A 23,220-nucleotide genomic window follows, 5' to 3' on the forward strand; every position below is an offset into this window, starting at 1 on the left:
TCAAATGTGGGAGCTGGCTTGCCTGCGATAGCGGTGTATCAGGCGACAGTGATGTTGAATGTGCCGCCGTCATCGCAGGCAAGCCAGCTCCCACACTGACCGGGTTACTCCAGTGGAACAGGTGGTTAGCCGTAGAAATGCGGACGGGGTGGCAGGCCCACTTTCACAATCTGCCCACTGTTCTGCGCCTCAATACACGCATCCGCCGCCACCGCCGCTGCAAAACCATCCCACGCCGACGGCCCCCCCACTTGCCCTGCCCTTACACCGTCGATAAACGCCTGCAGCTCAACGTCATACGCCGCGATGAACCGGTCTTTCCAATCCATCAGGATCGCATTCGACAACTTGGCCCCGCTGCGCATCTGCACCTGGGACGGCTCCGGCAATTTCGCAATGCCAGTCTCCCCCACCACTTCGCACTGGATGTCGTAGCCGTACTGGCAGTTCACAAACACTTCCACATCGATGCGCGTGCCCTTGGCGGTTTCCAGCAGCACGATCTGCGGGTCACGCAAGTGCGCCAGCGCCTTGCTCGATTTACGCGGGAACACCACCTGCACCGACACGTAGTCATCGGCCAGCAACCAGCGCAACACATCCAGCTCGTGGATCAGGGTGTCGGTGATCGCCATGTCGGTCTTGTAGTTCTCACCCACCCTCGGGTTGCGGTGGGCACAGTGCAGCATCAGCGGCTCGCCGATCTGGCCGCTGTCGATCACGGCTTTCAAGGCGCGATAGCCTTGGTCATACGGACGCATGAAACCCACCTGCACCAGGCGCTTGCCGTGGGCCACTTCGGCCTCGACGATCTTGCGGCAGCCTTCGGCAGTCACCGCCAAGGGTTTTTCGCAGAACACGGGTTTGCCGGCCGCAATCGCCGCCAACACAAATTCTTCGTGGCTCGGGCCCCATGAGGTCACCAGGATCGCCTCGACCTGCGGCGAATTGATCAGCGCGTGGCCGTCCGGGTACACCTCGGCGGTGAGTTTCAGGTCAGCGACGACCTTGGCCGCCTGCTCAAGGTTGATGTCGGTCACGGCCACCACCTGGCTGTTGAGCAAGGTCTGGCTGCAGCGACGAATGTGATCCTGGCCGATGGCGCCAGTACCGATAACACCCAACTTCAAAGACATGAAAACACTCCTCTTGTTATTAGTACTGCCGGGCCTTGGCCAGGCGTTCATTGAGTTGTTTGGCCACCGCATCGGTGCGCGCGCTGGTGGACACCTGCGCCACACCGACGCGCCACCACGACAGGTATGTGTGGATCATGGTTTTCGGCAGGACCTTGATATCAATCAGCGTCGACACGGTTTGCGTGCGCGCATCGGCCAGCGCCGCCTGCAACTGCTCCACGGTGTTGACCTTGTAGGTCTTGCAACCATAGGCCGCCGCACTCATGGCGAAGTCCACCGGCACAAAACCGCCGTCGAGCTTGCCGGTCTCGGGGTTGCGGAAGCGGAACTCGGTGCCGAAGCTGTCCATGCCATGTCCCATCTGCAAATTGTTGATGCAGCCGAAGGTCATGTTGTCCAGCAGCACCACGTTGATCTTGCGCCGCTCCTGGATCGAGGTGGCCAGCTCCGAGTGCAGCATCATGTACGAGCCGTCGCCCACCAGTGCGTACACCTCACGCTCGGGCTCGGCCAGCTTCACGCCCAGCGCGGCGTTGACCTCATAGCCCATGCACGAATAACCGTATTCGACGTGGTAGGTGTTGACGCCCTTGCTGCGCCAGCTGCGCTGCAAGTCACCCGGCAGGCTGCCGGCAGCGGCGACGATGATTGCGTCGTCGGCCAGGGCTTCGTTGAGCACACCGAGTACGCGGCTTTGGGTCAGGCAGGAACCGGTCAGCTCGATAAACTCACGCAGCACCGCCGGGTCCATGTGGTCGTTGATTTCAGGGACGAAGTTTTCAGTCTGGTATTCCGCCTGGTAGATCCGGTCGACTTCGACGTCCAATTGCGCCTTGGCATCCCGTGGCTGATCCCCCCAGCTGGAACGGTAGTCGCCCAAGGCTTCAGCCAGTGCTTCCAGGCCAACCTTGGCATCCGCCAGCAACTGCACGCCATCGAGTTTCAGTGCGTCGCACGGGCTGATATTCAGGTTGAGAAACTGCACCTCAGGATGCTTGAACAGTGACTTCGACGACGTGGTGAAATCGGTATAGCGCGTGCCGATACCAATGATCAGATCCGCCTCGGGTGCCAGCAGGTTCGCCGCCAGGCAGCCGGTTTCACCAAGACCGCCGAGGTTCAGTGGATGGCTTGAAACCACCGCACTCTTGCCCGCCTGGGTTTCCGCGAAAGGAATGTCGAAGCGTTCGGCAAAGGCTTGCAGCGCGGCATTCGCCCCGGAGTATTTGACCCCGCCGCCACACACGATCAGCGGTTTGCGCTTGCCCTTGAACGCCGCCACGGCATCCCCCAGCATCGCTTCGGTCGCCGGGCGACGGTCGATACGGTGCACGCGTTTTTGCAGGAAGTAATCCGGGTAATCCCAGGCTTCGCCCTGTACATCCTGCGGCAGGGCCAGGGTCACGGCGCCGGTTTCCGCCGGGTCGGTGAGCACGCGCATGGCGTGGATCGCCGCCGTCATCAGCTGTTCCGGGCGGTTGATGCGGTCCCAGTATTTGCTGACCGCACGAAACGCGTCGTTGGTGCTGATGCTCAAGTCGTGGAACTGTTCGATTTGTTGCAGTACCGGATCGGGCTGGCGACTGGCGTAGACATCACCGGGCAACAGCAGCAACGGAATCCGGTTGGCGGTCGCGGTCGCTGCGGCGGTCAACATATTCGCCGCACCCGGCCCCACCGAGGAGGAGCACGCGTATATCTTGCGGCGCAAATGCTGCTTGGCAAAACCAATCGCCGCGTGGGCCATGCCTTGTTCGTTGCGGCCCTGATGCACCACCAGGTCGCCGCTGTCCTGCTCCAGGGCCTGGCCCAGGCCCAGCACATTGCCGTGGCCGAAAATCGTGAAGATGCCGGCGACAAACTTGCTCTGCACACCGTCGACTTCGATGTACTGGTTATCCAGAAACTTCACAAGGGCCTGGGCCATGGTCAATCGGGTTGTGGTCATGGGGTGCTCCTTATCGTTTCTGCAGGTGGGCGATACTCGCCCCCAACGCCTGCTTGATATCGGCCAGGCCGTGCACGCTTGCGGCGAACGGTTCGAACGACAGGTGGCCGCTGTAGCCGGTGCTGAGCAGCGTGTCGATCTGCGCGGCATTGCCGAGGATGTCAGCCTCGCCCACCAGCACGCGGTGGCCGTCGCGGATCGAGTTCAGCGGTGCGTCGGCATCTTCCACACCGGAGATATGCACCAGCCCGGTCAGTTCGGGGAAGAACTCATGTTCACTGGCCAGGTGGTGGTGGAAGGTGTCATGCACCACGCGGAACACATCCAGGCCGCCGACAGACTTGATCGCATCCACGGCCACGCGTTTGCGGCGCAGCGAGCATTCTTCAAACCCCAGGGGTTCGACAAAACCGAGAATCCCGTATTCCCGCAGGATCGGCGCCAGTTCACTCAAGGCGGTACGCAAACCGGCCGCGCGCTGGGCTTCGTTGCGCGAGTCGGCGCGGTCGTTCAACGGGCACATCACCAACGCCTGCGCGCCGCATTCGCGGGCGTAGGCCGCCAGCTTGATGGCCTGGGCGCGGCGTTCGTCATTCCACACATCGAAGGGGTACAGCGCGTTGATCGACAGCACCGTGATGCCATGCACCGCGCACAATTCGCGCACGCGGCTGGCAGGGGTGCCGTCTTCAATCTCGATGCCCTTGAGGTCGTTGCGGATCTCGATGGCGTCGCATTTCAGGGTCACCGCCAGCTGGATAAAATCCGCCAGGGAAAGGCTGGGGGCGACCATGCGGTTCAGGGCAAAACGTAGAGGCGACTTCATTATTGTTGTGCTCCACACTCGAAAACGTTACTTGGCAGTTGGCATGCTGAATTCAGGGCCCTTGGCGATGCTGTCGGGCCAGCGTTGCATGACGCTCTTGTAGCGGCTGTAGAAACGAATGCCTTCTTCGCCATAGGCGTGGTGGTCGCCGAACAGCGAGCGCTTCCAGCCACCGAACGAATGCCAGGCCATCGGCACCGGAATCGGCACGTTGATGCCGACCATCCCGACCTTGATGGTGCGGGCAAAGGCACGGGCAATGCCGCCGTCGCTGGTAAAGCACGACACGCCGTTGCCGAACTCATGGGCGTTGATCAAGGCCACGGCACTGGCAAAATCCGCCACCCGCACGATGCCCAGCACCGGCCCGAAAATCTCTTGCTGGTAGATGCTCATTTCGGTGGTGACGTTATCGAACAAGGTCGCACCGACGAAGAAACCACCCTCCGCGCCCGGCACCTTGAAGCCACGACCGTCGACGATCAGCTTCGCGCCCTGGGCCACGCCCTGGTCGATAAACCCTTCGACCTTGGCCTTGTGTTCGGCGGTAACCAGCGGGCCCATCTCGCTGTCTTTTTGCATACCGTTGCCGACCTTCAACTGGTCGATACGCGGCAGCAGTTTTTCGATCAGCCTGTCGCCGACATCGCCCACCACCACGGCAATCGAGATCGCCATGCAGCGCTCGCCGGCCGAGCCGTACGCTGCGCCGATCAAGGCGTCAGCCGCCTGATCCAGGTCGGCGTCGGGCATCACGATCATATGGTTCTTCGCCCCGCCCAATGCCTGCACACGCTTGCCGCGCTGGGTGGCCTGCTGGTGGATGTACTCGGCAATCGGGGTGGAACCGACGAACGAAATCGCCTCGATATCCGGGTGCTGCAACAGGCCATCTACCGCGCTCTTGTCACCCTGCACCACGTTGAACACACCGTCGGGCAGCCCGGCTTCGGTCAGCAGGCGGGCCATCAGCAAACTGGCGGACGGGTCGCGCTCCGACGGCTTGAGGATGAAGCAGTTACCGGTGGCCAGCGCCAGCGGGATCATCCACAGCGGCACCATCACCGGGAAGTTGAACGGGGTGATGCCGGCGCACACGCCCAGTGGCTGACGCAGGTTCCAGTTGTCGATGCCGCCGCCGATGTTGTCGCTGAAATCGGTTTTCAACAGGTTTGGCGCACCGCAGGCGAACTCGACGATCTCGATGCCGCGGGTGACTTCGCCCTTGGCGTCGGAGAACACCTTGCCGTGTTCGCGGCTGATGATTTCAGCCAGCTCATCGTGGTGCTGGTCGAGCAATTCCTTGAATTTGAACAGCACCCGCGAACGGCGCAGGGACGATTGCTCGGACCACGCCGGGAAGGCTTTCAGTGCCGACGCGACGGCTTCATCGACGGTCTTCTGGCTGGCCAGCCCGACGCGGGCCTGGACTTCGCCGGTAGCCGGGTTGAACACATTGCTGAAACGCTCACTGGCGCTGTCGTGCACCTGGCCGTTGATGTAATGGCCGATTACCGGGGCGTTGCTCATTATTGTTCTCCGTCGAAAGTGCTTAAAGATCCAGCAGCCAGCTGTGCTGCGGGTCGTTATGGAAATGCCAGGCACGCTTGGGGCCGGCCATCACGTTCAGGTAGTAGGACTCGTAGCCATACGGCACGCTGACGGGGTGATACCCCTTGGGCACCACCACCAGGTCGCTGTTTTCCACGGCCATGGCTTGGTCGATGCTGCGGTCGTCGGTGTAGACCCGCTGGAACACAAAGCCCTGGGGCGGGTTGATCTGGTGGTAGTAGGTTTCTTCAAGAAAGCTCTGGTGCGGCAGATCGTCGGTGTCGTGCTTGTGGGGCGGGTAGCTCGACGAGTGACCGGACGGCGTGCGCACTTCCACCACCAGCAGCGAATGGGCAGGCTCGCTGTCGGGCAGGATGTCGCACACGTAGCGGGTGTTGGCGCCCTTGCCGCGTACGCTGCGCTTGCATTGCTCGGGGCGAATCAGACGGGGTGCCAGACCTGCGTCAGTCGAGCCGGGAGCGGCGCAGACGGCAATTTGTACGTCGCTCAGCGCGGTGACCTGAGCGTCGGTGCCTGGCGGCAAATAAGCGGCAAAGGGCGACTTGTCTTCGAACACCGAGTGGCGATCACCGAGGTTTTCCCAGTTGAAGCCTTCGCCCTGAATCGTCACCCGGCCGCTGAGCAGCACCAGGCACAGTTCCTTGTCGCCGGCGGTGACTGGCAAGGTTTCACCCAGGCTCAGGCGGTAGGCGGCGAAGCCCACGTATTCCAGGCGCCCTTCTTCCAGCGCCACCATGGTTTGCCCGCGTTTGCTGCTTTTGACCAACAGGCTCATTGTCCAGTCCTCTCGCTCAACAGTGCGCGCAGGGTGTCGTAACCCTTCTTCGCATAGATGTAGCTCGGCGCCACGGCAGGATCCTGCTCGGCCTCCACTACCAGCCAACCCTGGTAATTGGCAGCCAGCAGCACGTCCAGCAGCGCGGCGAAGTCGATATCGCCGTCGCCGGGCACGGTGAAGGTGCCGTTGACGATGCAATCCGGGAAGCTCCACATCTGGTTGCGCGCCAGTTGCACCACCGGCTTGCGCACATCCTTGAAGTGCACGTGGCAGATGCGGGCGATGTGTTTGCGCAGCACCTCGATAGGCTCGCCGCCACCCATGTAGCAGTGGCCCGAATCAAACAGCAGGCCGACTTCCGGGCCGGTGCGGCGCATCAGTTGGTCGATGTCTTCCGGGGATTCGACGTAGGCGCCCATATGGTGGTGGTAGGCCAGGCGCACGCCCTGGGACAGGGTGAAACGCGCCAGTTCGGTGAGTTTGTCGGCGTATTCCTGCCAGGCCTGTTCGCTGTGAAAACGCGGGCGTTCGATCAGGCGCACCGGCGAACCCTGGATCGAATCGGCGACTTCTCCATACACCAACACGTTGGCGCCGTTTTCACGCAGCAGTTCGACGTGGCTGGCGATGGCTTCGATTTCTTCCGCCACCGAGCGCCGGGCCAGGCGACTGGAGTACCAGCCGGAGACCAGCGCCAGGTCGTAGGGGCGCAATACATCGCCGACGCCTTTGGCGTCCTTGGGGAATTTGCCGTTGAGTTCAAAGCCTTCGTAGCCGATGTCCTTGCCTTCGCTGAGGGCCGTGCTCAACGGCGTTTCACCGCCCAGGGCCGGCAGGTCGTCGTTGCTCCAGGAGATCGGGTTGATGCCAATTCGGATAGCGGGCATGGCTGCACCTATTATTGTTTTTTCAGAGTTGCCTGAGATCTGTTTTATGTGGGAGCTGGCTTGCCTGGGATGCGCGCGACTCGGTCCAACAGGTGTACCGAGGTGATGCCATCGCAGGCAAGCCAGCTCCCACATTTGATTGCGTGTTTAACTTCGAGAACTGCGCCAAGCATTAATCAATTGCTCAAAGATGCACTGCACCTGCTCAATCAAGGCTTGATCGTCAATCTCCCCCGCCAGCCAGGCTCGGCTCGGTTCCTGGAAGATCGTGCGACCCACGGCGAACCCGCGGCAGGTCTGGCTTTGGCTGGCTTGCTGGAAGCCATCGGCCAGGCATTCGGCGGAAGCGTTCAGGCCCAGCAGCACCACGCCCCGGCAGTAGGGATCGCGCTCCTGGATCAGCTCGTCGAGCTTTTTCCAGTCTGCGGCCGACTGCGCCTCGATCTTCCACCACGCCGGGTAGATGCCCAGGTTGTACAGGCGCTTGAGGCTGCGATAGAGCACGTCGGGATAGGTGGACGGGTGATCCTTGGGGGGCACGACTTCCAGCAGCAGCTCATGGCCGCTGACCAGGGACGCCTGATACAGGGCCTTGAGTTGCGCTTCCTGTTCCAGGCGCAGCAATGGCTCGTCATCGGGGTGAAATTGCACCAGGCACTTGATGATCTGCTCCCGGGGCCAGGCAATCAGGTTGCTGCCCACCGAGCGCCCGTGTTCAAAGGCCAGCGGCCGTGAATTCTGGACTTCCACCGGACGGGCGATCCACCAGCCGCGACCGCTGGCGGCGTTCAGCGCGTCCTGGCCGAAGCGTTGGTCGGCCAGAATCCCGACGTCAGCCTCGACGCCCTGCTCCGCCAGTTTGCTTTCAACCCGTTCCACGGCCTGGATGAACAGTTGCTTCAGGGCGCTGATGCGCGCCGGGTCCTGGCCGCCTTTTTGGGCCAGTTCCACCAACTGCCAGCGGTGGTCGAAGGCAAATACAAACAGCTGCTTCCAGACCTCGCGCGGCACGCTGACCTGGTGCAGGCGTTGCAGCACTGCGTCCTGGTCCGGGCGGGTAATCGGCACCGGGCTGTTGAACAGGTAATCGAGTTCGGCGCGGGTCGGCATGGCCGGCGCGCAGGCATGGCGCGACACCACCAGGCCGCCGCAGGCATTCGCCAACTGGCTGCAGCGCTCGTCGCTGGCGTCTTCAAGCCAGCCGCTGAGGAAGCCGGACATGAAGGCATCGCCGGCGCCCAGCACGTTGAGTACTTCTACCCGTACCCCGGGGTAGATCGCGCCGTCTTCAAGGCGGGCCGGGATATCGCCGTGGATCACCGTGCAGCCCTGGGGGCCAAGCTTGACCACCAGGGTGGCCGAGGTCAGGCCACGCACCGTGCGCAATGCCGTGAGCAAATCTTCACTGCCACCGGCAATCAGGAATTCTTCTTCGGTGCCGACGATCAGGTCAAAACGCGGGAGGATTTTCTGCACGTGCTGGCTGACATTCTGGTCGGCCACAAACCGGGTTTCGCCATCGGCCTTGCCGGCCAGGCCCCAGAGCACCGGGCGGTAGTCGATGTCGAGCACGCGTTTGACGTTGTGCTTCTCGGCGTAGTCCAGGGCCTGGATGCTGGCCTTGTACACGCCGTCGGTGGAGAAGTGGGTACCGGTAATCAGCAACGCCTTGCTGGAAGCAATGAACGCTTCACTGATGTCTTCGGCGCGCAGGGCCATGTCGGCGCAGTTCTCGCGGTAGAACACCAGCGGGAAGGTTTCGCGGTCCTTGAGGCCCAGCAGCACCAGGGCGGTGAGGCGTTCCGGGTCGACCTTGATGCCGCTGACGTCACAGCCTTCGCGGGCCAGGGACTCCAGCAGGAAACGCCCCATGTGGTCGTCCCCTACCCGGCTCAACATCGCCGACTTGAGCCCCAGCCGCGCAGTACCGAACGCGATGTTGGCGGAGGAACCGCCGAGGTACTTGGCGAAGCTCGAGACATCCTCCAGCCGTGCACCCACTTGTTGTGCGTAAAGGTCGACGCCCAGGCGTCCCAGGCAAATCAGATCCAATTGACGCCCACTGGCAAAACGAGTCTGGCCCATGCTGGCTCCTGTTATTTTTATCAGCCTGCGTATGCCGTCGCGGTGGCGGCATACGCTCTTGGTGCAAGCAGACTAGAACGTCTGGTGACACCAATCAATATTTATTCTATAAATATTTTTTGTGGAATATATTTTCCAATACGCCATCGTCGGTATGTTCCAGCCGCAGTGCATCGTTTCAGCTGCACCGTGGGGCGGGATGCCGAGGTATTTTTTTGCGCCTACGCTGTAGACTTGCGCACATCGACTTATTGTCAGGGGCGCCTCGACGCGTCCTATAAGAACAAGCCAGAAGGATTCCCTATGTCCCAGAGCGCCCCGGAAGACGCACTCGCCAGCCCGCCGCTGAACGCCGAGCGGTTGTTGCAGCTGATCACCGATGAATACGAGAGCCTGCCGCGCCAGCTCAAGCGCATCGCCAGCTACATGAGCCAGCAGAGCGACCGGATCATGGTCGACCGCATCAGCGACATCGCCCGTGAATGCGAAGTGCACCCGTCGGCCATCGTGCGGTTTTCCCAGCGTTTCGGGTTCAGTGGTTTCAGTGAAATGCAGGCGCTGTTCCGCGAGGCCTACACCCACAAGACCACGCCGGTGCAGAACTACCAGCAACGCATCCGCAGCATGATCGCCAACAAGTCGCAGAAAGCCAGCGGCGGCGACCTGGCGCGTGAGTGCGTGAATGCCACCCTCTCCGGGATCGAGCGCCTGGGGCTGGAACTGGATGACGCAGCCTTCGACAAGGCCGTGGACCTGGTGGTGAATGCCGACAATATCTACGTGGTGGGCGTGCGCCGCTCGTTCGCCGTGGCGGATTACCTGGTGTACAACCTGCAGCACACCAACAAGCGCATCCATCTGGTCTCGGGATTGGGCGGCAGCTATCGCGAGCAGATGCGCAGTGTGCGGGCCAACGACCTGGTGATTGCCATCAGCTTTACGCCCTACGGCAAGGAAACCCAGCACTGCCTGCGGATTGCCCAGCACCATCAGGCCAAGACCCTGATCATTACCGACAGCAACCTGTCGCCTCTGGCCAAGCGGGCGAGCACGGTGCTGCTGGTGAATGAGGGCTCGTCGTTTGCGTTCAGATCACTGAGTGCGACGCTGTGCCTGTGCCAGGCGTTGTTCATTGCCGTGGCGTATCGGCTGGAATTGAAGGTCGATGAGATTCATGAGCAGGTGGGGTTCGACGACTGATGGCGACCGTTCAGCCACCAAAGATCAAATGTGGGAGCGGGCTTGCTCGCGAATGCGGTCTGTTAGTCAACATCTCCATCGACTGTTCCGCCGCATTCGCGAGCAAGCCCGCTCCCACATTTTTGACCGCGTTCACTCAGGCTTAGCGCAGTGCCCGGCGCAACACCTTGCCCACCGTCGTCTTGGGCAACTCTTCAGTACGAAACTCGACAAACCGCGGCACCTTGTACCCCGTCAAATATTCCCGGCAATGCGCCAGAATCTGCTCCTGGGTCAAACTTGGGTCCTTGCGCACCACGATGATTTTGACCCGTTCGCCGGTCACCCCATCCTCAACCCCGATCGCCGCCACTTCCGCCACGCCCGGATGCAACGCCACCACGTCTTCGATCTCGTTGGGGTACACGTTAAACCCGGACACCAGGATCATGTCTTTCTTGCGGTCCACCAGGCGGATGAAGCCCTGCTCATTCATCACCCCGATGTCCCCGGTAGACAGCCACCCTTCGGCATCCAGCACCTCGGCGGTTTCCGCCGGGCGTTTCCAGTAACCCTGCATCACCTGCGGGCCGCGTACTTGCAGTTCGCCCTGCTCGCCCAGTTCCGCCAACTCACCGTCCTCACGAATGAACCGCACCCAGGTCGACGGCAACGGCACGCCGATACTGCCGGTGAATTCCATCTCGCGCATGCGTGAGATGTCGATGGGGCTGATGCTCACCACCGGCGAACATTCAGTGAGGCCGTAGCCTTCGATGATCGGCAAGCCGGTGACTTCCTTCCAGCGCTTGGCCACAGCGGTATGGGTGGCCATGCCGCCGGCGATCACCATGCGCAAATCGGAAAAATCCCGGGCGCAGAATTCCTTGTTTTCCAGCAGGCCGTTGAACAGCGTATTCACCCCGGCAATCCCGTTGAAACGCTCCTTGCGCAGGATCATCTGCACCCGCTTCACATCCCGTGGGTTGGCGATCAGGATGTTGCGCCCGCCCAGGCACATGAACATCAGGCAGTTCACCGTCAGGGAAAAGATGTGGTACAGCGGCAGCAGGGTGACGTTGGTTTCCTGCTGGTTCTGATCGAGCTGATCACCGACCCACGCCTTGGCCTGCAACAGGTTGGCGATGATGTTGCGGTGGCTGAGCATGACGCCCTTGGCATCGCCGGTAGTGCCGCCGGTGTATTGCAGGAAGGCCAGGTCTTCGCGGTTCATCGGCACGGCGAGATGGGTTTGCCCGCGTCCCTGTTTCAACACCTGGTTGAAACGCACGGCCCCCGGCAGGTTGAAACGCGGCACCTGCTTCTGCACGCTGCGCAGGATGAAGTTCATCGCCGCGCCCTTGAAGGTGCCGAGCAGGTCACCGATGGCCGCGATCACCACACGTTTGACGGTACTGGCGGCCACCACCTTCTCCAGGGTGTGGGCGAAGTTTTCGAAGATCACCAGGGTCTCTGCGCCACTGTCCTTGAGCAAATGCTGCAGCTCCCGGGCGGTGTACAGCGGGTTGACGTTGACCACCACCGCGCCCGCGAGGATCGTGCCCAGCAGGCAGATCGGGTACTGCAAGCAGTTGGGCATCATCAGCGCCACCCGGTCGCCCTTCTTCACACCCTGGGCTTGCAGCCACGCAGCAAAGGCGATGCCCTGCACCTCCCAGTCGGCGTAGGTCATTTCGGTGCCGATGCTGACGTAGGCCACGCGGTCGCGGAATTTGTGCAGGTGCTCCAGGAATACCTCGCGCAACGACGGGTAGTCCTCGATGCCCGCATCGATGTCTGCCGGTACGCCGGGCAGGTAAGCGTTCAACCAAAGGCGTTCGGTCTGTTCCAGGCTTACAGCGTTCATGGCAGTCTCCTTGTTGTTTTTATGGTGGGAACTACTTTTCGACGATAGCGGTAATGCCCAACCCACCCGCCGCGCAGATCGAAATCAGGCCGCGGCCGCCGCCACGCTGGTGGATCGCCTTGGCCAGTGCCGCGAGTTGCCGGCCACCGGTGGCGGCGAAGGGGTGGCCGCAGCCGAGGGAGCCGCCGTTGACGTTCATCTTGCTGCGGTCGATGCTGCCCAGCGGCGCGTCGAGGCCCAGGCGGTCGCGGCAGTAATCCGGGTCTTCCCAGGCCTTGAGGGTGCACAGCACCTGAGCGGCGAAGGCTTCGTGAATCTCGAACAGATTGAAGTCGGCGAACGTCAGGCCTTCGCGCTTGAGCATGCGTGGCACGGCGTAGGCCGGGGCCATCAACAGGCCTTCGGTGCCGTCGACGAAATTCACCGCAGCGGTTTCACCGGTTCGCAGGTACGCCAATACGGGCAAGCCGCGCTCGGCGGCCCATTCCTCGCTGGCCAGCAGCACCACCGACGCGCCGTCAGTCAGGGGCGTGGAGTTGCCGGCGGTGAGCGTGCCGTTCTGGCGGTCGTAGGCCGGTGACAGGCCGGCAAGTTTCTCCAGGCTGGCGTCGGCCCGCAGGTTGTTGTCCCGGGCCAGGCCGCGATACGGGCTGATCAAATCGTCGAAGAAACCCTGCTTGTACGCCGCATCCAGCCGCTGGTGGCTGGTGAGGGTCAACTCGTCCTGGGCCAGGCGCTTGATCTGCCAGCGCTTGGCCATTTCCTCGCAGTGTTCACCCATGGACAAGCCGGTGCGCGGCTCGCCATTGCGCGGCAGCAGCGGCTTGAAGAACATCGACGGGCGCACACCCATCAAGGCCTTCAACCTGGCGCCAGTGCCCTTGGCGCGATTGGCTGAAAGCAAGGTGCGGCGCAGGGACTCGTTGATGCCGATGGGCGCGTCGGAGGTGGTGTCGGAACCACCGGCAACGCCCACTTCGATCTGCCCAAGGGCGATCTTGTTCGCCACCAGCAACGCCGCTTCCAGGCCGGTGCCGCAGGCTTGTTGCAGGTCGTAGGCCGGGGTTTCGGGAGACAGTGTGGTAGACAGCAGGCTTTCCCGGGCCAGGTTGAAATCCCGGGAGTGCTTGATCACCGCACCCGCGGCAAACTCGCCCAGGCGCAGGCCGTGAAGGTTGTAGCGGTCCACCAGGCCTTGCAGGGCGGCGACCAGCAGATCCTGGTTGCTGTCATGGGCGTACACAGTGTTGGAGCGGGCGAACGGGATACGGTTGCCGCCGATAATCGCCACGCGGCGCGTCGGGGCCGGGTTGAAACTGTAGTCACTCATCGATCGGTCTCATTCCAGATAAACAGCCCACGCATATGGGGTTTGTCACCGGCGAAATTACGCACTTCAAACTCACGGCGCGGGCCGGTTGGCGGAACGTTCCACAGCGCCACCTGGCCGGGCAGGAAGATCGGCAGCTTGAAGTCGCAATGGGCATCGGCCTGGTCCAGTCCGCCGGGGGGTTGCTGGGCGGCCAGGGCGCGGCCAAGGGTCCACATGCCGTGGGCGATGGCCCGACGAAAACCGAACAATCGGGCGCCGATCACCGAGGTATGAATGGGGTTGAAATCCCCCGAGACCCTGGCGAAACGCCGCCCCAGATCCGCCGGCAGCATCCAGCGTTGAGTGCGCAGCAAACCTTCTTCCTGCAACGGCAACGCGTCGTCCCACGGTTCGCCGACCGGCGCGTTTACGCCACGCCGCAGGTACAGGCTGTCGCTCTCCCACACCAGGGTGCCCGCACTGTAGGCACGGGTGGCGATGCTCAAGGCCTGGCCCTTGGGATGGGCGACCCAGCGTTCGCAATACACCTCCAGGCGCAAGGCCTGGCCCGCCTCCAGCCGTCGATGCTGGCGGATGCGATTGGCCAAATGCACCATGCCGCTGGCCGGGTACGGGAAACTCGGCCGGGTCAGCAGCATCAGGTGCAAGGGGAACGCCAGCACATGGGGATAGGACAGCGGCACGCCTTGCTCATGGCGGAAACCACAGGCCCGACCGTAAGCCGCGATCCCTTGGGCAGACAGCTCGACGGCCGAACGCACCAGGCGTTCTTTCGGCAACGTCGGCTCGCCTTCCAGCTTCGGTTTGCGCAGCCCCAATACCCCGTCCAGCAACAGCCGCGAGCGCGAGGGCGGCGGGTCAATAATCTGCGTCACATAGTCCATGCTCAGGCTCCCAACAGGCTTTGGCCGCAGACCCGCACCACCTGGCCATTGACCCCGCCGGATGCCGGATGCGCCAGCCAGGCGATGGTTTCTGCCACGTCGATGGGTTGCCCGCCCTGGGACATCGAGTTCATCCGCCGCCCCGCTTCGCGAATCATCAGCGGGATCTTCGCGGTCATCTGGGTTTCGATAAAGCCCGGTGCCACGGCATTCACCGTCACTTGCTGCGCCGCCGCCTGCGGGGCCAGGCCTTGTACCAGGCCGATCACCCCGGCCTTGGAGGTGGCGTAGTTGCTTTGCCCGAGGTTGCCGGCGATACCGGAAATCGATGAGACACACACGATCCGCCCGCCCGGATTCAGGCCCTGGCTTTCCAGCAGCGCTGTGCTCAGGTGCAACGGTGCTTCCAGGTTGACCGCCAGTACGCTGCGCCACGCGGTCTCAGTCATCTTGGCGATGGTCTTGTCGCGGGTAATCCCGGCGTTGTGCACCACCACGTCGAATGCACCGTGTTGGCTGACATGGGCGTGCAACTGCTGCGCGGCGTCGGTGGCGGTGATGTCCAGCGCCAGTGCGGTGCCTGCGACACTGCCGGCCGCCTGTCGCAGCGAATCCTGGGCCTGGGGCACATCCACGCAGACCACATGGGCTCCATCGCGGGCCAGCACCTGGGCGATTGCCAGGCCGATGCCACGGGAGGCGCCGGTGACCAGGGCACGGCGGCCGCCGAGGGGTTTGTCCCAGTTGATTTCGGTTGGGCTATCGACGGTTTTTTCGAGGCGCACCACCTGCCCCGAGACATAGGCCGAGCGCCGCGACAGGAAGAACCGCAGGCTGCTTTCCAGCCCGTCCTCGGCACCCGGTGCGACGTAGATCAACTGCACGGTGATCGCCCGGCGCAACTCCTTGGCCAACGAACGCACCAGGCCCTCAAGGGCACGCTGGGCAATGGCCTGGGGCAGGTCCTTGCACAACTCCGGCGCGGTGCCGAGCACCACCACCCGGGCGTGCTGCCCAAGGCGCCTGGCGTTGGCGTGGAAGAATTCGTAGAGCTCGTCCAACTGCTTGAGGTCGGCGATGTCGCTGGCGTCGAACACCGCGCCCTGGACCTTGACCGTGGAGGGCGCCTTGAGGGTCGCAGCGGTGGCGGTCACTGTGTCGGTGGCGGTGAAGATGCGCTGGATTTGCGCCCCCAGGCGCCCTACCCCCGCGACGATTACCGGGTTGGCCAGGCCTTGCTGGCCGCTGCGGTGACGTTGCAATGCCAGGGGTTGGGGCAGCCCGGCAGTGCGGGCCAGCCAGGCTCCCCAGGGGGAGTTGACGAAAGAAAGGTAGCTGTCACTCATGGATAAACTCACTCACAACACGGTGTTGCCATGGAAACCCGATCCTTGTAGGAGCTGGCTTGCCTGCGATTGCGGTGTGTCAGCCAACACATCTGGCACTGAACCAACGCTATCGCAGGCAAGCCAGCTCCTACAGGGGTCGTGTTCCTCCAGTTCCAGTCAGTTGACCGGCGCGTTTTCGCCTTGGTTGGCGCGGCGTCTTGCGCTCGGTTTGGCGGCCTGTTCCAACGCCTGCTGGCGCTGTTGCAAGGCTTCCAGCAAACCGAAGTCCTGCGGAAAGTCGTCCACCTGGATCGCGTGATCGCCATATTCCACATAGCGCGCGAGCAAGCTGTCGTCTTCCTCGCTGATCAGGTCCAGCGCCCGCGCCTTGACTCGCCACGGAGTAAACGCCGCACTGGAAATCGGCATTGGCTCGATCAGGCCTTGCTTGATCGCCCCCTTGAGCCGCGCCTCGATCAGCTCCACTTGCGGCAACAGGCGCAAGGCCAGCTCGCCGTAAGCCAGCTTGTCGATTTCCGGCCGAGGAATGTAGGAATTGCCCAGCAAGCGGTCGCGGGTTTCCCCCGGCACCTGCACCAGTTCCGCCACTTGCGCCAACAGGCGATCCGACGGTTTGCGCTGTGGAATACCGAACGGGAACGTCAAGCCACGCACCACCGCCGCCGCCGCTTTCGACGGGTAGTTGTCGAGCACTTCGGCCAGGGCTTCATGGGCGCGCAGCAACGCGTCCTGGGCCGCCCAATGCACCAGCGGCAAATCTGCCTGTGGCCGGCCATCATCCTCAAAACGCTTGAGCACGCAGGACAGGATGTACAGCTGGGACAGAATGTCTCCCAGCCGCCCGGTGATGCTTTCCTTGCGCTTGAGGGCACCGCCCAGCACGCCCATGGAAATGTCCGAGATCAACGCCAACACCACCGACAGCCGATTGGCCTGGCGGTAGTAGGACGCCAACGCCGGATCGGTCTTGCCCGGCACGGAAATCAGCCGTCCGCCCGTCAGCGAATGCACTGCGGCACGCACGGTATTGGCCAGCACGAAGCTCAGGTGACCGAACATTGCGCTGTCGAAATCCACCAGGGCCTTGCGCCGGTCCGTATTATTGCGCGCCGCTTCCATCTCGCGGAACACATACGGATGGCAGCGGATCAGGCCCTGGCCGTAGATGATCAGGCAGCGAGTCATGATGTTCGCGCCCTCCACCGTGATGGCGATGGGGCTTTGCTGGTAGGCCCGGGCGAGGAAGTTGTTGGGCCCCATGCAGATGCCCTTGCCGGCCACGATGTCCATGCCGTCGTTGACGATGATGCGTGCCCGCTCGGTAACGTGGTATTTGGCGATGGCCGAGATCACCGAGGGTTTTTCACCGGCATCCAGTGACGCTACCGAGACCTTGCGCACCGCGTCGCAGGCATACAGATGCCCGGCCATGCGCGCCAGGGGCGCCTGCACGCCTTCGAACTTGCCGATGGGCAGGCCGAATTGCTTGCGCATCGCCGCATAAGCGGTGGTGCCGCGCACAGCCACCTTGCCCAGGCCGACGTTGGCCGACGGCAGGGAAATCGCCCGGCCAGCCGCCAGGCATTCCATCAGCATGCGCCAGCCGTTGCCGACTTGCTCGCGGCCGCCGATCACCCATTCCAGCGGGATAAACACATCCTTGCCGGTGGTCGGGCCATTCTGGAATACGGCATTGAGTGGCCAGTGACGCCGGCCGCTGTTCACCCCCGGATGGGTGGTGGGGATCAACGCGCAGGTGATGCCCAGGGAACCCGGCTGGCCGAGCAGACCGTCCGGGTCTTCGGCGCGGAAGGCCAGGCCGAGCACGGTGGCGATTGGGCCGAGGGTGATGTAGCGCTTGTCCCAGGTCACACGGAAACCCAGCACTTCCTCACCTTCGTGCATGCCCTTGCAGACGATGCCCAGGTCTGGAATCGCGCCGGCGTCGGAGCCGGCATACGGGCTGGTCAGGGCGAAGCACGGGATGTCTTCGCCCCGTGCCAGGCGTGGCAGGTAGTAGTTGCGCTGGGCGTCGGTGCCGTAGTGCAGCAGCAGTTCGGCCGGGCCCAGGGAGTTGGGCACCATCACTGAAATCGCCGCCGCCGAGCAGCGGGTAGAGAGCTTCATCACCACTTGCGAATGCGCATAGTGAGAGAAGCCTTTGCCGCCGTACTGCTTGGGAATGATCATGCCGAGGAAGCCCGCATCCTTGGTGTACTGCCAGCCTTCGGGGGACATGTCTTGCCAGACCTGGGTGGTTTCCCAGTCGTTGGACATGTCGCACAGGGTCTCCACTTCGTTGTCGAGGAAGGCCTGTTCTTCAGCGCTGAGGCTGGCGGGTGCGGCTTGCAGCAGGCGTTCCCAGCGCGGTTTGCCGCTGAACAGCTCGGCGTCCCACCACACGGTGCCGGACTCGATGGCAGCACGCTCGGTGTCGGACATCGCCGGCATGATGCCGCGAAAAAGGCCCAGGGCCTTGCTGGTCAACAGCGCGCGGCGCAGGGGCTTGATTGTCAGCAGCAGCGCGGGCAACACCACCAGCACCGCCGCCACGCCGGCGCCGAAACCGGCGACTGCGTTGAACAGGTAACCGACCGCCAGCCAGACCAGGCCGGCACCCAGCCAGAGGGTGGCAGCGGCTTGTCGATACGCCAGGGCGATCGCTGCTGCGAGTCCCGCCAATAACCAGATAACCATGGGGATACCTCTACTCAATTCAGGGTACGGCCAACGCCCGAGCAGATCGGAATGACCTGTGACGTAAAGCCACACTACAAACTTGAAAAGATAAATTCAAATTTTGTTTTGAAATTTTTATTTAATGCTTGGGCGAAAAAAAAGCGGGCTGAATGGGTCAGCCGGGTGGGTTAGTGGAAAAAGGGATCGGAACGGGTCGCGTGGGCGACCCGTCGATGCAACACCCGTATCAGGCCGGCCAGAAAGATGCGCTGACTGCCGACCACTCTTGGCGTTGCCGCAGCGGATCAGAACTCGTAGGTCATGCCCAGGCTAACCACGTCGCCATAAGCATCGGCCTTGCCATCCAGGGTTGCACCGCCCAGGCGGTCCTGGTTGTGGGTTTGCAGCTTGGCCTTTTCAACAAACTGGTGAGAGTAGGAACCGTCGATACCCAAGCCCGGAATCGCCCGAATCTTGTAACCAAAACCCAGGGACGTGAAGATCCGGTCGCCATCCGGAATACGCGGGTCCCGGGTGGAGTTACGAGTCGGCGTCTGGTCGGTGGCCACACCGGCACGCAGGGTGAAATCGTCGGTCAACTTGTAGTCGCCGCCGAGGGAGACCATCCACGCGTCCTTGTAGTTGTAAGGAATCGAAACGATTGTCGAGCCCTCGGACTTCAACGTCAGGTCCTTGAACGAAGACCATTGGGTCCAGGTAACACTGGCACCGAGGGTCAGGCGATCATTGAACTGGTGTACCCAGTCAAACGACGCATTGGCAGGAATGTCCAGCTGGGTACTGGCGTTGGCGCCGTCGGAATTGAGGCTCAGGCCAGGATACAAAAGGCCTGGTAGACCGGAGTCAATCAGCGCCTTGGATCCCGGGTCTGAATAGATGCTGTATTTACCTTCGAGCTTGTTCTTGATCTTGGCGTGATAGTTCAAGCCAAGGGTATCTTGCGGCGTGGGCTTCCAGGCCAGGCCGGCAAACCATCCAACCGAAGTATTGTCCACTTTGACTCGCATCAACGAATGCCCCACCCCCGAAGGAAACGGAACACCAATGTCCGGAACGCTGCCTGCAGCGGCATACAGGTCGATGTTCTGGCTGACGAAACCTTTGGTGTGCTGAACGATGGCACCACCACCGATGGAGAACTGATCGTTGACCTTGAACGAAAGCGAGCCGGTCACGCCAACGGTTTCGATGCGTGTATCAACGGCAAAATCCCGGCCGATCCAATCATCATCCCAAGTGGTGCGTGCGCCCATCGGGACGACCTGGCTGAGACCAAACGCGAAGCGATCGCCGATAGGCATCACCATGAAGCCAGTGGGCAGCCATGCAGTGAAACCACCTTGGCCACCATCGCCTGTGCGGGGAACGGAGGTCGTATTACCGTCTGGATCAAACGTCGTTACGGAGGGGTCTTTCCCCATGTAATCTTTCGCGGTCCCTTTATATTTGATGTTGATGCGCGCGTAGTCGATGTTGAACTGCGCGATATTGTGATCAATGAACGCCATGGCCGCAGGGTTGTTATACGCCGCTGACGGATCGTCCTTGAACATCGAACCACCGCCGAACGCACGCCCCCAACCTTCGGCCCCAAACGTTGGCGTGGCAAAGCCACCAGCTTGGGCGGATCCGGCACCCATCAATCCCCCCAGTATTGCCAACCCCAATAATGTGCGAGCGTGTTGTTTTTTATTATTCATTTACCACTCCTTATTATTTTTAGCCCCGGCATAACCGGCTTGCCCTTTAAAGCAAGTTCTCGTCCGCGCGTGGTTCAGACCAGTTTTGAACGACAGGCGCCTTATTCAGGCGCCTGCCTTTTTGCGGGTGATCAGCCCGGTGTTCCGGTAACTCTTATGGCGTAATGGTCAGTGCAGGAGTTGGTGTCACCAACAGATTGGTCACAGTGCAATTAGGCGCCAGAGCCTGGTTGGTTGCAGTCAAGGCAGTACCCGTCCAACCGACCTGAATAGTGCTAGGCCCGCAGTCGGTGTCGATCGCAGAGTCGATGGTATAACCCACGCTTTGCACATTACCGGCAGAAGTACTGGTGGCAGTTAACAGCCATCCGCCTGCAGGGAATTTCATTTTCGGCAGGCTGCACAGTGGGCTCGAACCCGAAACAGTTGCGTTAGTAATCGAGGCTGTACCGTTGGCATTTACCTTCCCGGCGAAGTTAATAGTGCAAGTAACCGGCGCCTGTAGCGAAGAAGGAGACTTAACCGTGATGGTACCGCCAGGGGTGGTGAAGTTTGTATTTACCGGGCCAATAGTCGCCGCGGTGGCCATCGAAGCAGCGCCGAAGCACAGAGCAAACGAAGTTACACAAACGAGGGTTTTAAGGCTTTTCATTGTTTTTTCCTCACATGTTATGGCGAATCATTTCGCCGGGGTAATGGCCATGATCGAGAGGTCACGGTGAAACAAGCAGAACTTCCCTTTCCAGCCAAATCTCAATTCAATTACCGCTGTAACATCCCACTGTTACTCAACAACTTTGAAACTCGGCGGCATCTTGATCGACACCATCTTGATCTTGCAGTCTTCGCCGATAGGCACATTCGACGCTTCCAGCTTGCCGGTGGCGTTATCCCAGGTTCCATCGGCAGTAGAAGGCCCGCACTTGCCGCCCAAACCAAAGGCATGCACATCCACGGCGATCTTCGACATCGAGCCGCTCCTGGTATCTTTAGCCACTAATACCCAAGGCAAGTTGATGGCTTCGACCCGGCTGCACTTGAGCCCGCCGTCGAATTCAACTTTGTCGACATTCACCGACGAGCCATCCGCCGCCACTTTGCCGGCGACCTTGATGGTGCAATCCGCGCTGATCAGCGCGCCTTTGGAAAAGCTGATGGGGCCCTGGGCAGTAAACGCGCTGCCGGCGGGTTCGATACGGGCGGCCTGGGCCTGGTGGTAAACGATCAGGCCCAGGGCAGCCAATACAATGTGCGTGGTGAACTTGGCAGGGGTTTGCATGGTGTACGTCCTTCCCTTAATTTTATTTTTGTTCGGGTCAAACAACTGTCTTGCAACTAAGCCGTACTCGAAACCGGTAAAGCCTGGGCGATGAAAACCTGCGCGATGCACAGATCCCGAGTACGCCCTACAACTGACTGCTTTCGTTAGAAGGGTCTGGTGGTGTTGCTGTACTTCTCCAGGTACTTCAAACGCTGTGAAGGTTGAAGATTGGTCAGGGTAATATCCCCGGCGTAATGATTAAGTACCCGGTGATCCATGCGTCGTCGCCACAAGTACGGTACATACGCCCAGACAATCATGCTGGCATAACCGTATGGGAGTTGCGGCGACTCATCAAAATGACGCAGTGATTGATAACTTCTGGTTGGGTTGGCGTGATGGTCGGAGTGCCGCTGCAGTTGGAACAGAAAGATATTGGTGACAATCCGATTACTGTTCCAGGAATGCCGTGGCGAGCAACGCTCATAACGACCGTTGGGCAACTTCTGGCGTTTCAGGCCGTAGTGCTCGACATAGTTCACCACTTCCAGCAGCGAGAAACCGTAGATGCCCTGGATGATCAGGAATGGAATCACTGCCGCGCCCAGCCAGGCAATCATCGCGCCCCACAACACCACGCTGTACATCCAGGCGCTGAGTACGGCGTTCTTCCAGTGCCAGGCCGGCAGGCCGAGTTTGCGCAGGCGTTCACGCTCCAGGTTCCACGCCGAGCGGGCGCTGAACCATACCGAGCGCGGCAGGAAGGCCCAGAAGCTCTCCCCCAACCGCGAACTGGCCGGGTCTTCCGGGGTGGCGACGCGCACGTGGTGGCCACGGTTGTGTTCGGTGTAGAAGTGCCCGTAGAAGGTCGGCGCCAGGGTGATCTTGGCCAGCACGACTTCCAGCAGGCGCGGCTTGTGCCCCAGCTCATGGGCGGTGTTGATGGCGATGCCGGTGGCAGCGCCAGTGGACATCGCCATGCCCAGGTAGGTGAACCAGCTCACCTGGCCATGCAGCTCGGTGCGCGCGGTGATGAAGGCGGCGGTTTTCGCCAGCCAGCTCGACGGGTCCAGGGTGGCGGTGGCATGCAACAGGCCGCCATTGATAATCCAGTCGATACCGCCTGCGGCCAGCCACCCGGTGACCACCAGGGATGAGATGACAAACAGCACGCCGGTGTAGACGATCCAGCGGTAGTAGCTTTGGGATTCGAGGTTGCTGACGGCGGACTCGGGCGGGTTGCTGACGTCTTCACCCAGCAGGCCGTCGATCAGCGGGATCAGGCCGAAGATCACCAGCACACCGACCCACCACAGTTGTTGCACGCCGGTAGTGATGGCCAGGGCGCCAGAGAGAATTGGGGTTGCCAGGGGCATGATGCCGAGCCACCACAGGTGGCGCTTGCCGTCGGTCCAGACGTTCGGGGCAGCCAGGGTCTGATTCATGGCAGCCTCCGCACGACGCAGGTAGGCAGGGAGCAAAAATCAACACTGGACAGGTACACGGAGCGGTGACTGCCCCGAGAATTCAACCATGCGATAAAAGGCGTTTTTTTCATTATTTTATTCGCTCTTAGGCATTTCAAAAATTGTTTCAAATTATACATTGAAATAATTTTTTTAAATAAATAGCGCGGAATCGTTAGGTCGTCAACTAGTTTCTTGAACCCTTTTGAACGTGACCGGGCAGTCTCTTTTTCAGCCGTTTGGTCA

General features: G+C 61.4%; 17 protein-coding genes. 1 reads left to right on the top strand and 16 read right to left on the bottom strand.

Annotation, left to right across the window (positions count from 1 at the left end):
- Positions 1-125 precede the first annotated feature (125 nt).
- The 7 genes from QF039_RS15270 to iolC all read right to left on the bottom strand — a co-directional run bounded on the left by QF039_RS15270 (position 126) and on the right by iolC (position 9,235).
- Positions 126-1,136: a Gfo/Idh/MocA family protein gene (locus tag QF039_RS15270; protein WP_008437157.1), complete on the bottom strand. Its 1,011-nt coding sequence runs from the start codon at positions 1,134-1,136 to the stop codon at positions 126-128.
- A 19-nt stretch (positions 1,137-1,155) separates the two neighbouring features.
- On the bottom strand, positions 1,156-3,087 hold the full coding sequence (gene iolD / locus QF039_RS15275) for a 3D-(3,5/4)-trihydroxycyclohexane-1,2-dione acylhydrolase (decyclizing) (protein ID WP_307519240.1): 1,932 nt from the start codon (positions 3,085-3,087) through the stop codon (positions 1,156-1,158).
- 10 nt (positions 3,088-3,097) lie between these two features.
- Entirely contained in the window at positions 3,098-3,913 is an 816-nt protein-coding gene (locus QF039_RS15280) for a TIM barrel protein (protein WP_307519242.1), read from the bottom strand.
- Between the two features lie 27 nt (positions 3,914-3,940).
- Positions 3,941-5,443, bottom strand: coding sequence for a CoA-acylating methylmalonate-semialdehyde dehydrogenase (locus tag QF039_RS15285; RefSeq protein WP_102605498.1), 1,503 nt, complete (start codon positions 5,441-5,443; stop codon positions 3,941-3,943).
- A gap of 22 nt (positions 5,444-5,465) precedes the next feature.
- Positions 5,466-6,260 carry a 5-deoxy-glucuronate isomerase gene (gene iolB, locus QF039_RS15290; RefSeq protein WP_003214687.1) on the bottom strand — a complete coding sequence of 265 codons (795 nt, stop codon included), beginning with the start codon at positions 6,258-6,260 and terminating at the stop codon, positions 5,466-5,468.
- Positions 6,257-7,150, bottom strand: coding sequence for a myo-inosose-2 dehydratase (iolE, locus tag QF039_RS15295; protein ID WP_003214685.1), 894 nt, complete (start codon positions 7,148-7,150; stop codon positions 6,257-6,259). The genes iolB and iolE overlap by 4 nt, the downstream gene beginning before the upstream one ends.
- Before the next feature lie 147 nt (positions 7,151-7,297).
- Positions 7,298-9,235 carry a 5-dehydro-2-deoxygluconokinase gene (iolC, locus tag QF039_RS15300; RefSeq protein ID WP_307519246.1) on the bottom strand — a complete coding sequence of 646 codons (1,938 nt, stop codon included), beginning with the start codon at positions 9,233-9,235 and terminating at the stop codon, positions 7,298-7,300.
- 303 nt (positions 9,236-9,538) lie between these two features.
- Between iolC and QF039_RS15305 the strand changes: the two genes are divergently transcribed.
- Positions 9,539-10,435: a MurR/RpiR family transcriptional regulator gene (locus QF039_RS15305; RefSeq protein WP_003214679.1), complete on the top strand. Its 897-nt coding sequence runs from the start codon at positions 9,539-9,541 to the stop codon at positions 10,433-10,435.
- Between the two features lie 142 nt (positions 10,436-10,577).
- On the opposite strand, the gene QF039_RS15310 is transcribed toward QF039_RS15305, so the two are convergent.
- The 9 genes from QF039_RS15310 to QF039_RS15350 form a co-directional block, all read right to left on the bottom strand.
- Positions 10,578-12,281, bottom strand: a complete 1,704-nt coding sequence (locus QF039_RS15310) for an AMP-binding protein (protein ID WP_003214676.1) — start codon at positions 12,279-12,281, stop codon at positions 10,578-10,580.
- 31 nt (positions 12,282-12,312) lie between these two features.
- On the bottom strand, positions 12,313-13,611 hold the full coding sequence (locus QF039_RS15315) for an acetyl-CoA C-acetyltransferase (RefSeq protein WP_307519249.1): 1,299 nt from the start codon (positions 13,609-13,611) through the stop codon (positions 12,313-12,315).
- The gene (locus QF039_RS15320; RefSeq protein WP_307519251.1) at positions 13,608-14,498 is read right to left on the bottom strand and encodes a MaoC/PaaZ C-terminal domain-containing protein; all 891 of its coding nucleotides are present in this window, start codon (positions 14,496-14,498) and stop codon (positions 13,608-13,610) included. Before QF039_RS15320 ends, QF039_RS15315 begins: the two co-directional genes overlap by 4 nt.
- A gap of 2 nt (positions 14,499-14,500) precedes the next feature.
- On the bottom strand, positions 14,501-15,844 hold the full coding sequence (locus tag QF039_RS15325) for a 3-oxoacyl-ACP reductase (RefSeq protein WP_177047370.1): 1,344 nt from the start codon (positions 15,842-15,844) through the stop codon (positions 14,501-14,503).
- Between the two features lie 159 nt (positions 15,845-16,003).
- Positions 16,004-18,544 (bottom strand): acyl-CoA dehydrogenase, encoded by a 2,541-nt coding sequence (locus tag QF039_RS15330; protein WP_307519255.1) that lies wholly within the window; start codon positions 18,542-18,544, stop codon positions 16,004-16,006.
- 287 nt (positions 18,545-18,831) lie between these two features.
- Positions 18,832-20,247, bottom strand: coding sequence for an outer membrane protein transport protein (locus QF039_RS15335; RefSeq protein ID WP_177019415.1), 1,416 nt, complete (start codon positions 20,245-20,247; stop codon positions 18,832-18,834).
- Positions 20,248-20,401: 154 nt separating this feature from the next.
- Positions 20,402-20,899, bottom strand: a complete 498-nt coding sequence (praB, locus tag QF039_RS15340) for an alkane oxidation protein activator PraB (protein ID WP_177019416.1) — start codon at positions 20,897-20,899, stop codon at positions 20,402-20,404.
- Positions 20,900-21,031: 132 nt separating this feature from the next.
- Positions 21,032-21,526, bottom strand: a complete 495-nt coding sequence (gene praA, locus QF039_RS15345) for an alkane oxidation protein activator PraA (RefSeq protein ID WP_307519258.1) — start codon at positions 21,524-21,526, stop codon at positions 21,032-21,034.
- A gap of 146 nt (positions 21,527-21,672) precedes the next feature.
- The gene (locus tag QF039_RS15350; protein WP_102369301.1) at positions 21,673-22,953 is read right to left on the bottom strand and encodes an alkane 1-monooxygenase; all 1,281 of its coding nucleotides are present in this window, start codon (positions 22,951-22,953) and stop codon (positions 21,673-21,675) included.
- Positions 22,954-23,220: the final 267 nt, after the last annotated feature.

The sequence above is a fragment of the Pseudomonas sp. W2I6 genome, from assembly GCF_030815935.1.
Classification (GTDB): Bacteria; Pseudomonadota; Gammaproteobacteria; order Pseudomonadales; family Pseudomonadaceae; genus Aquipseudomonas.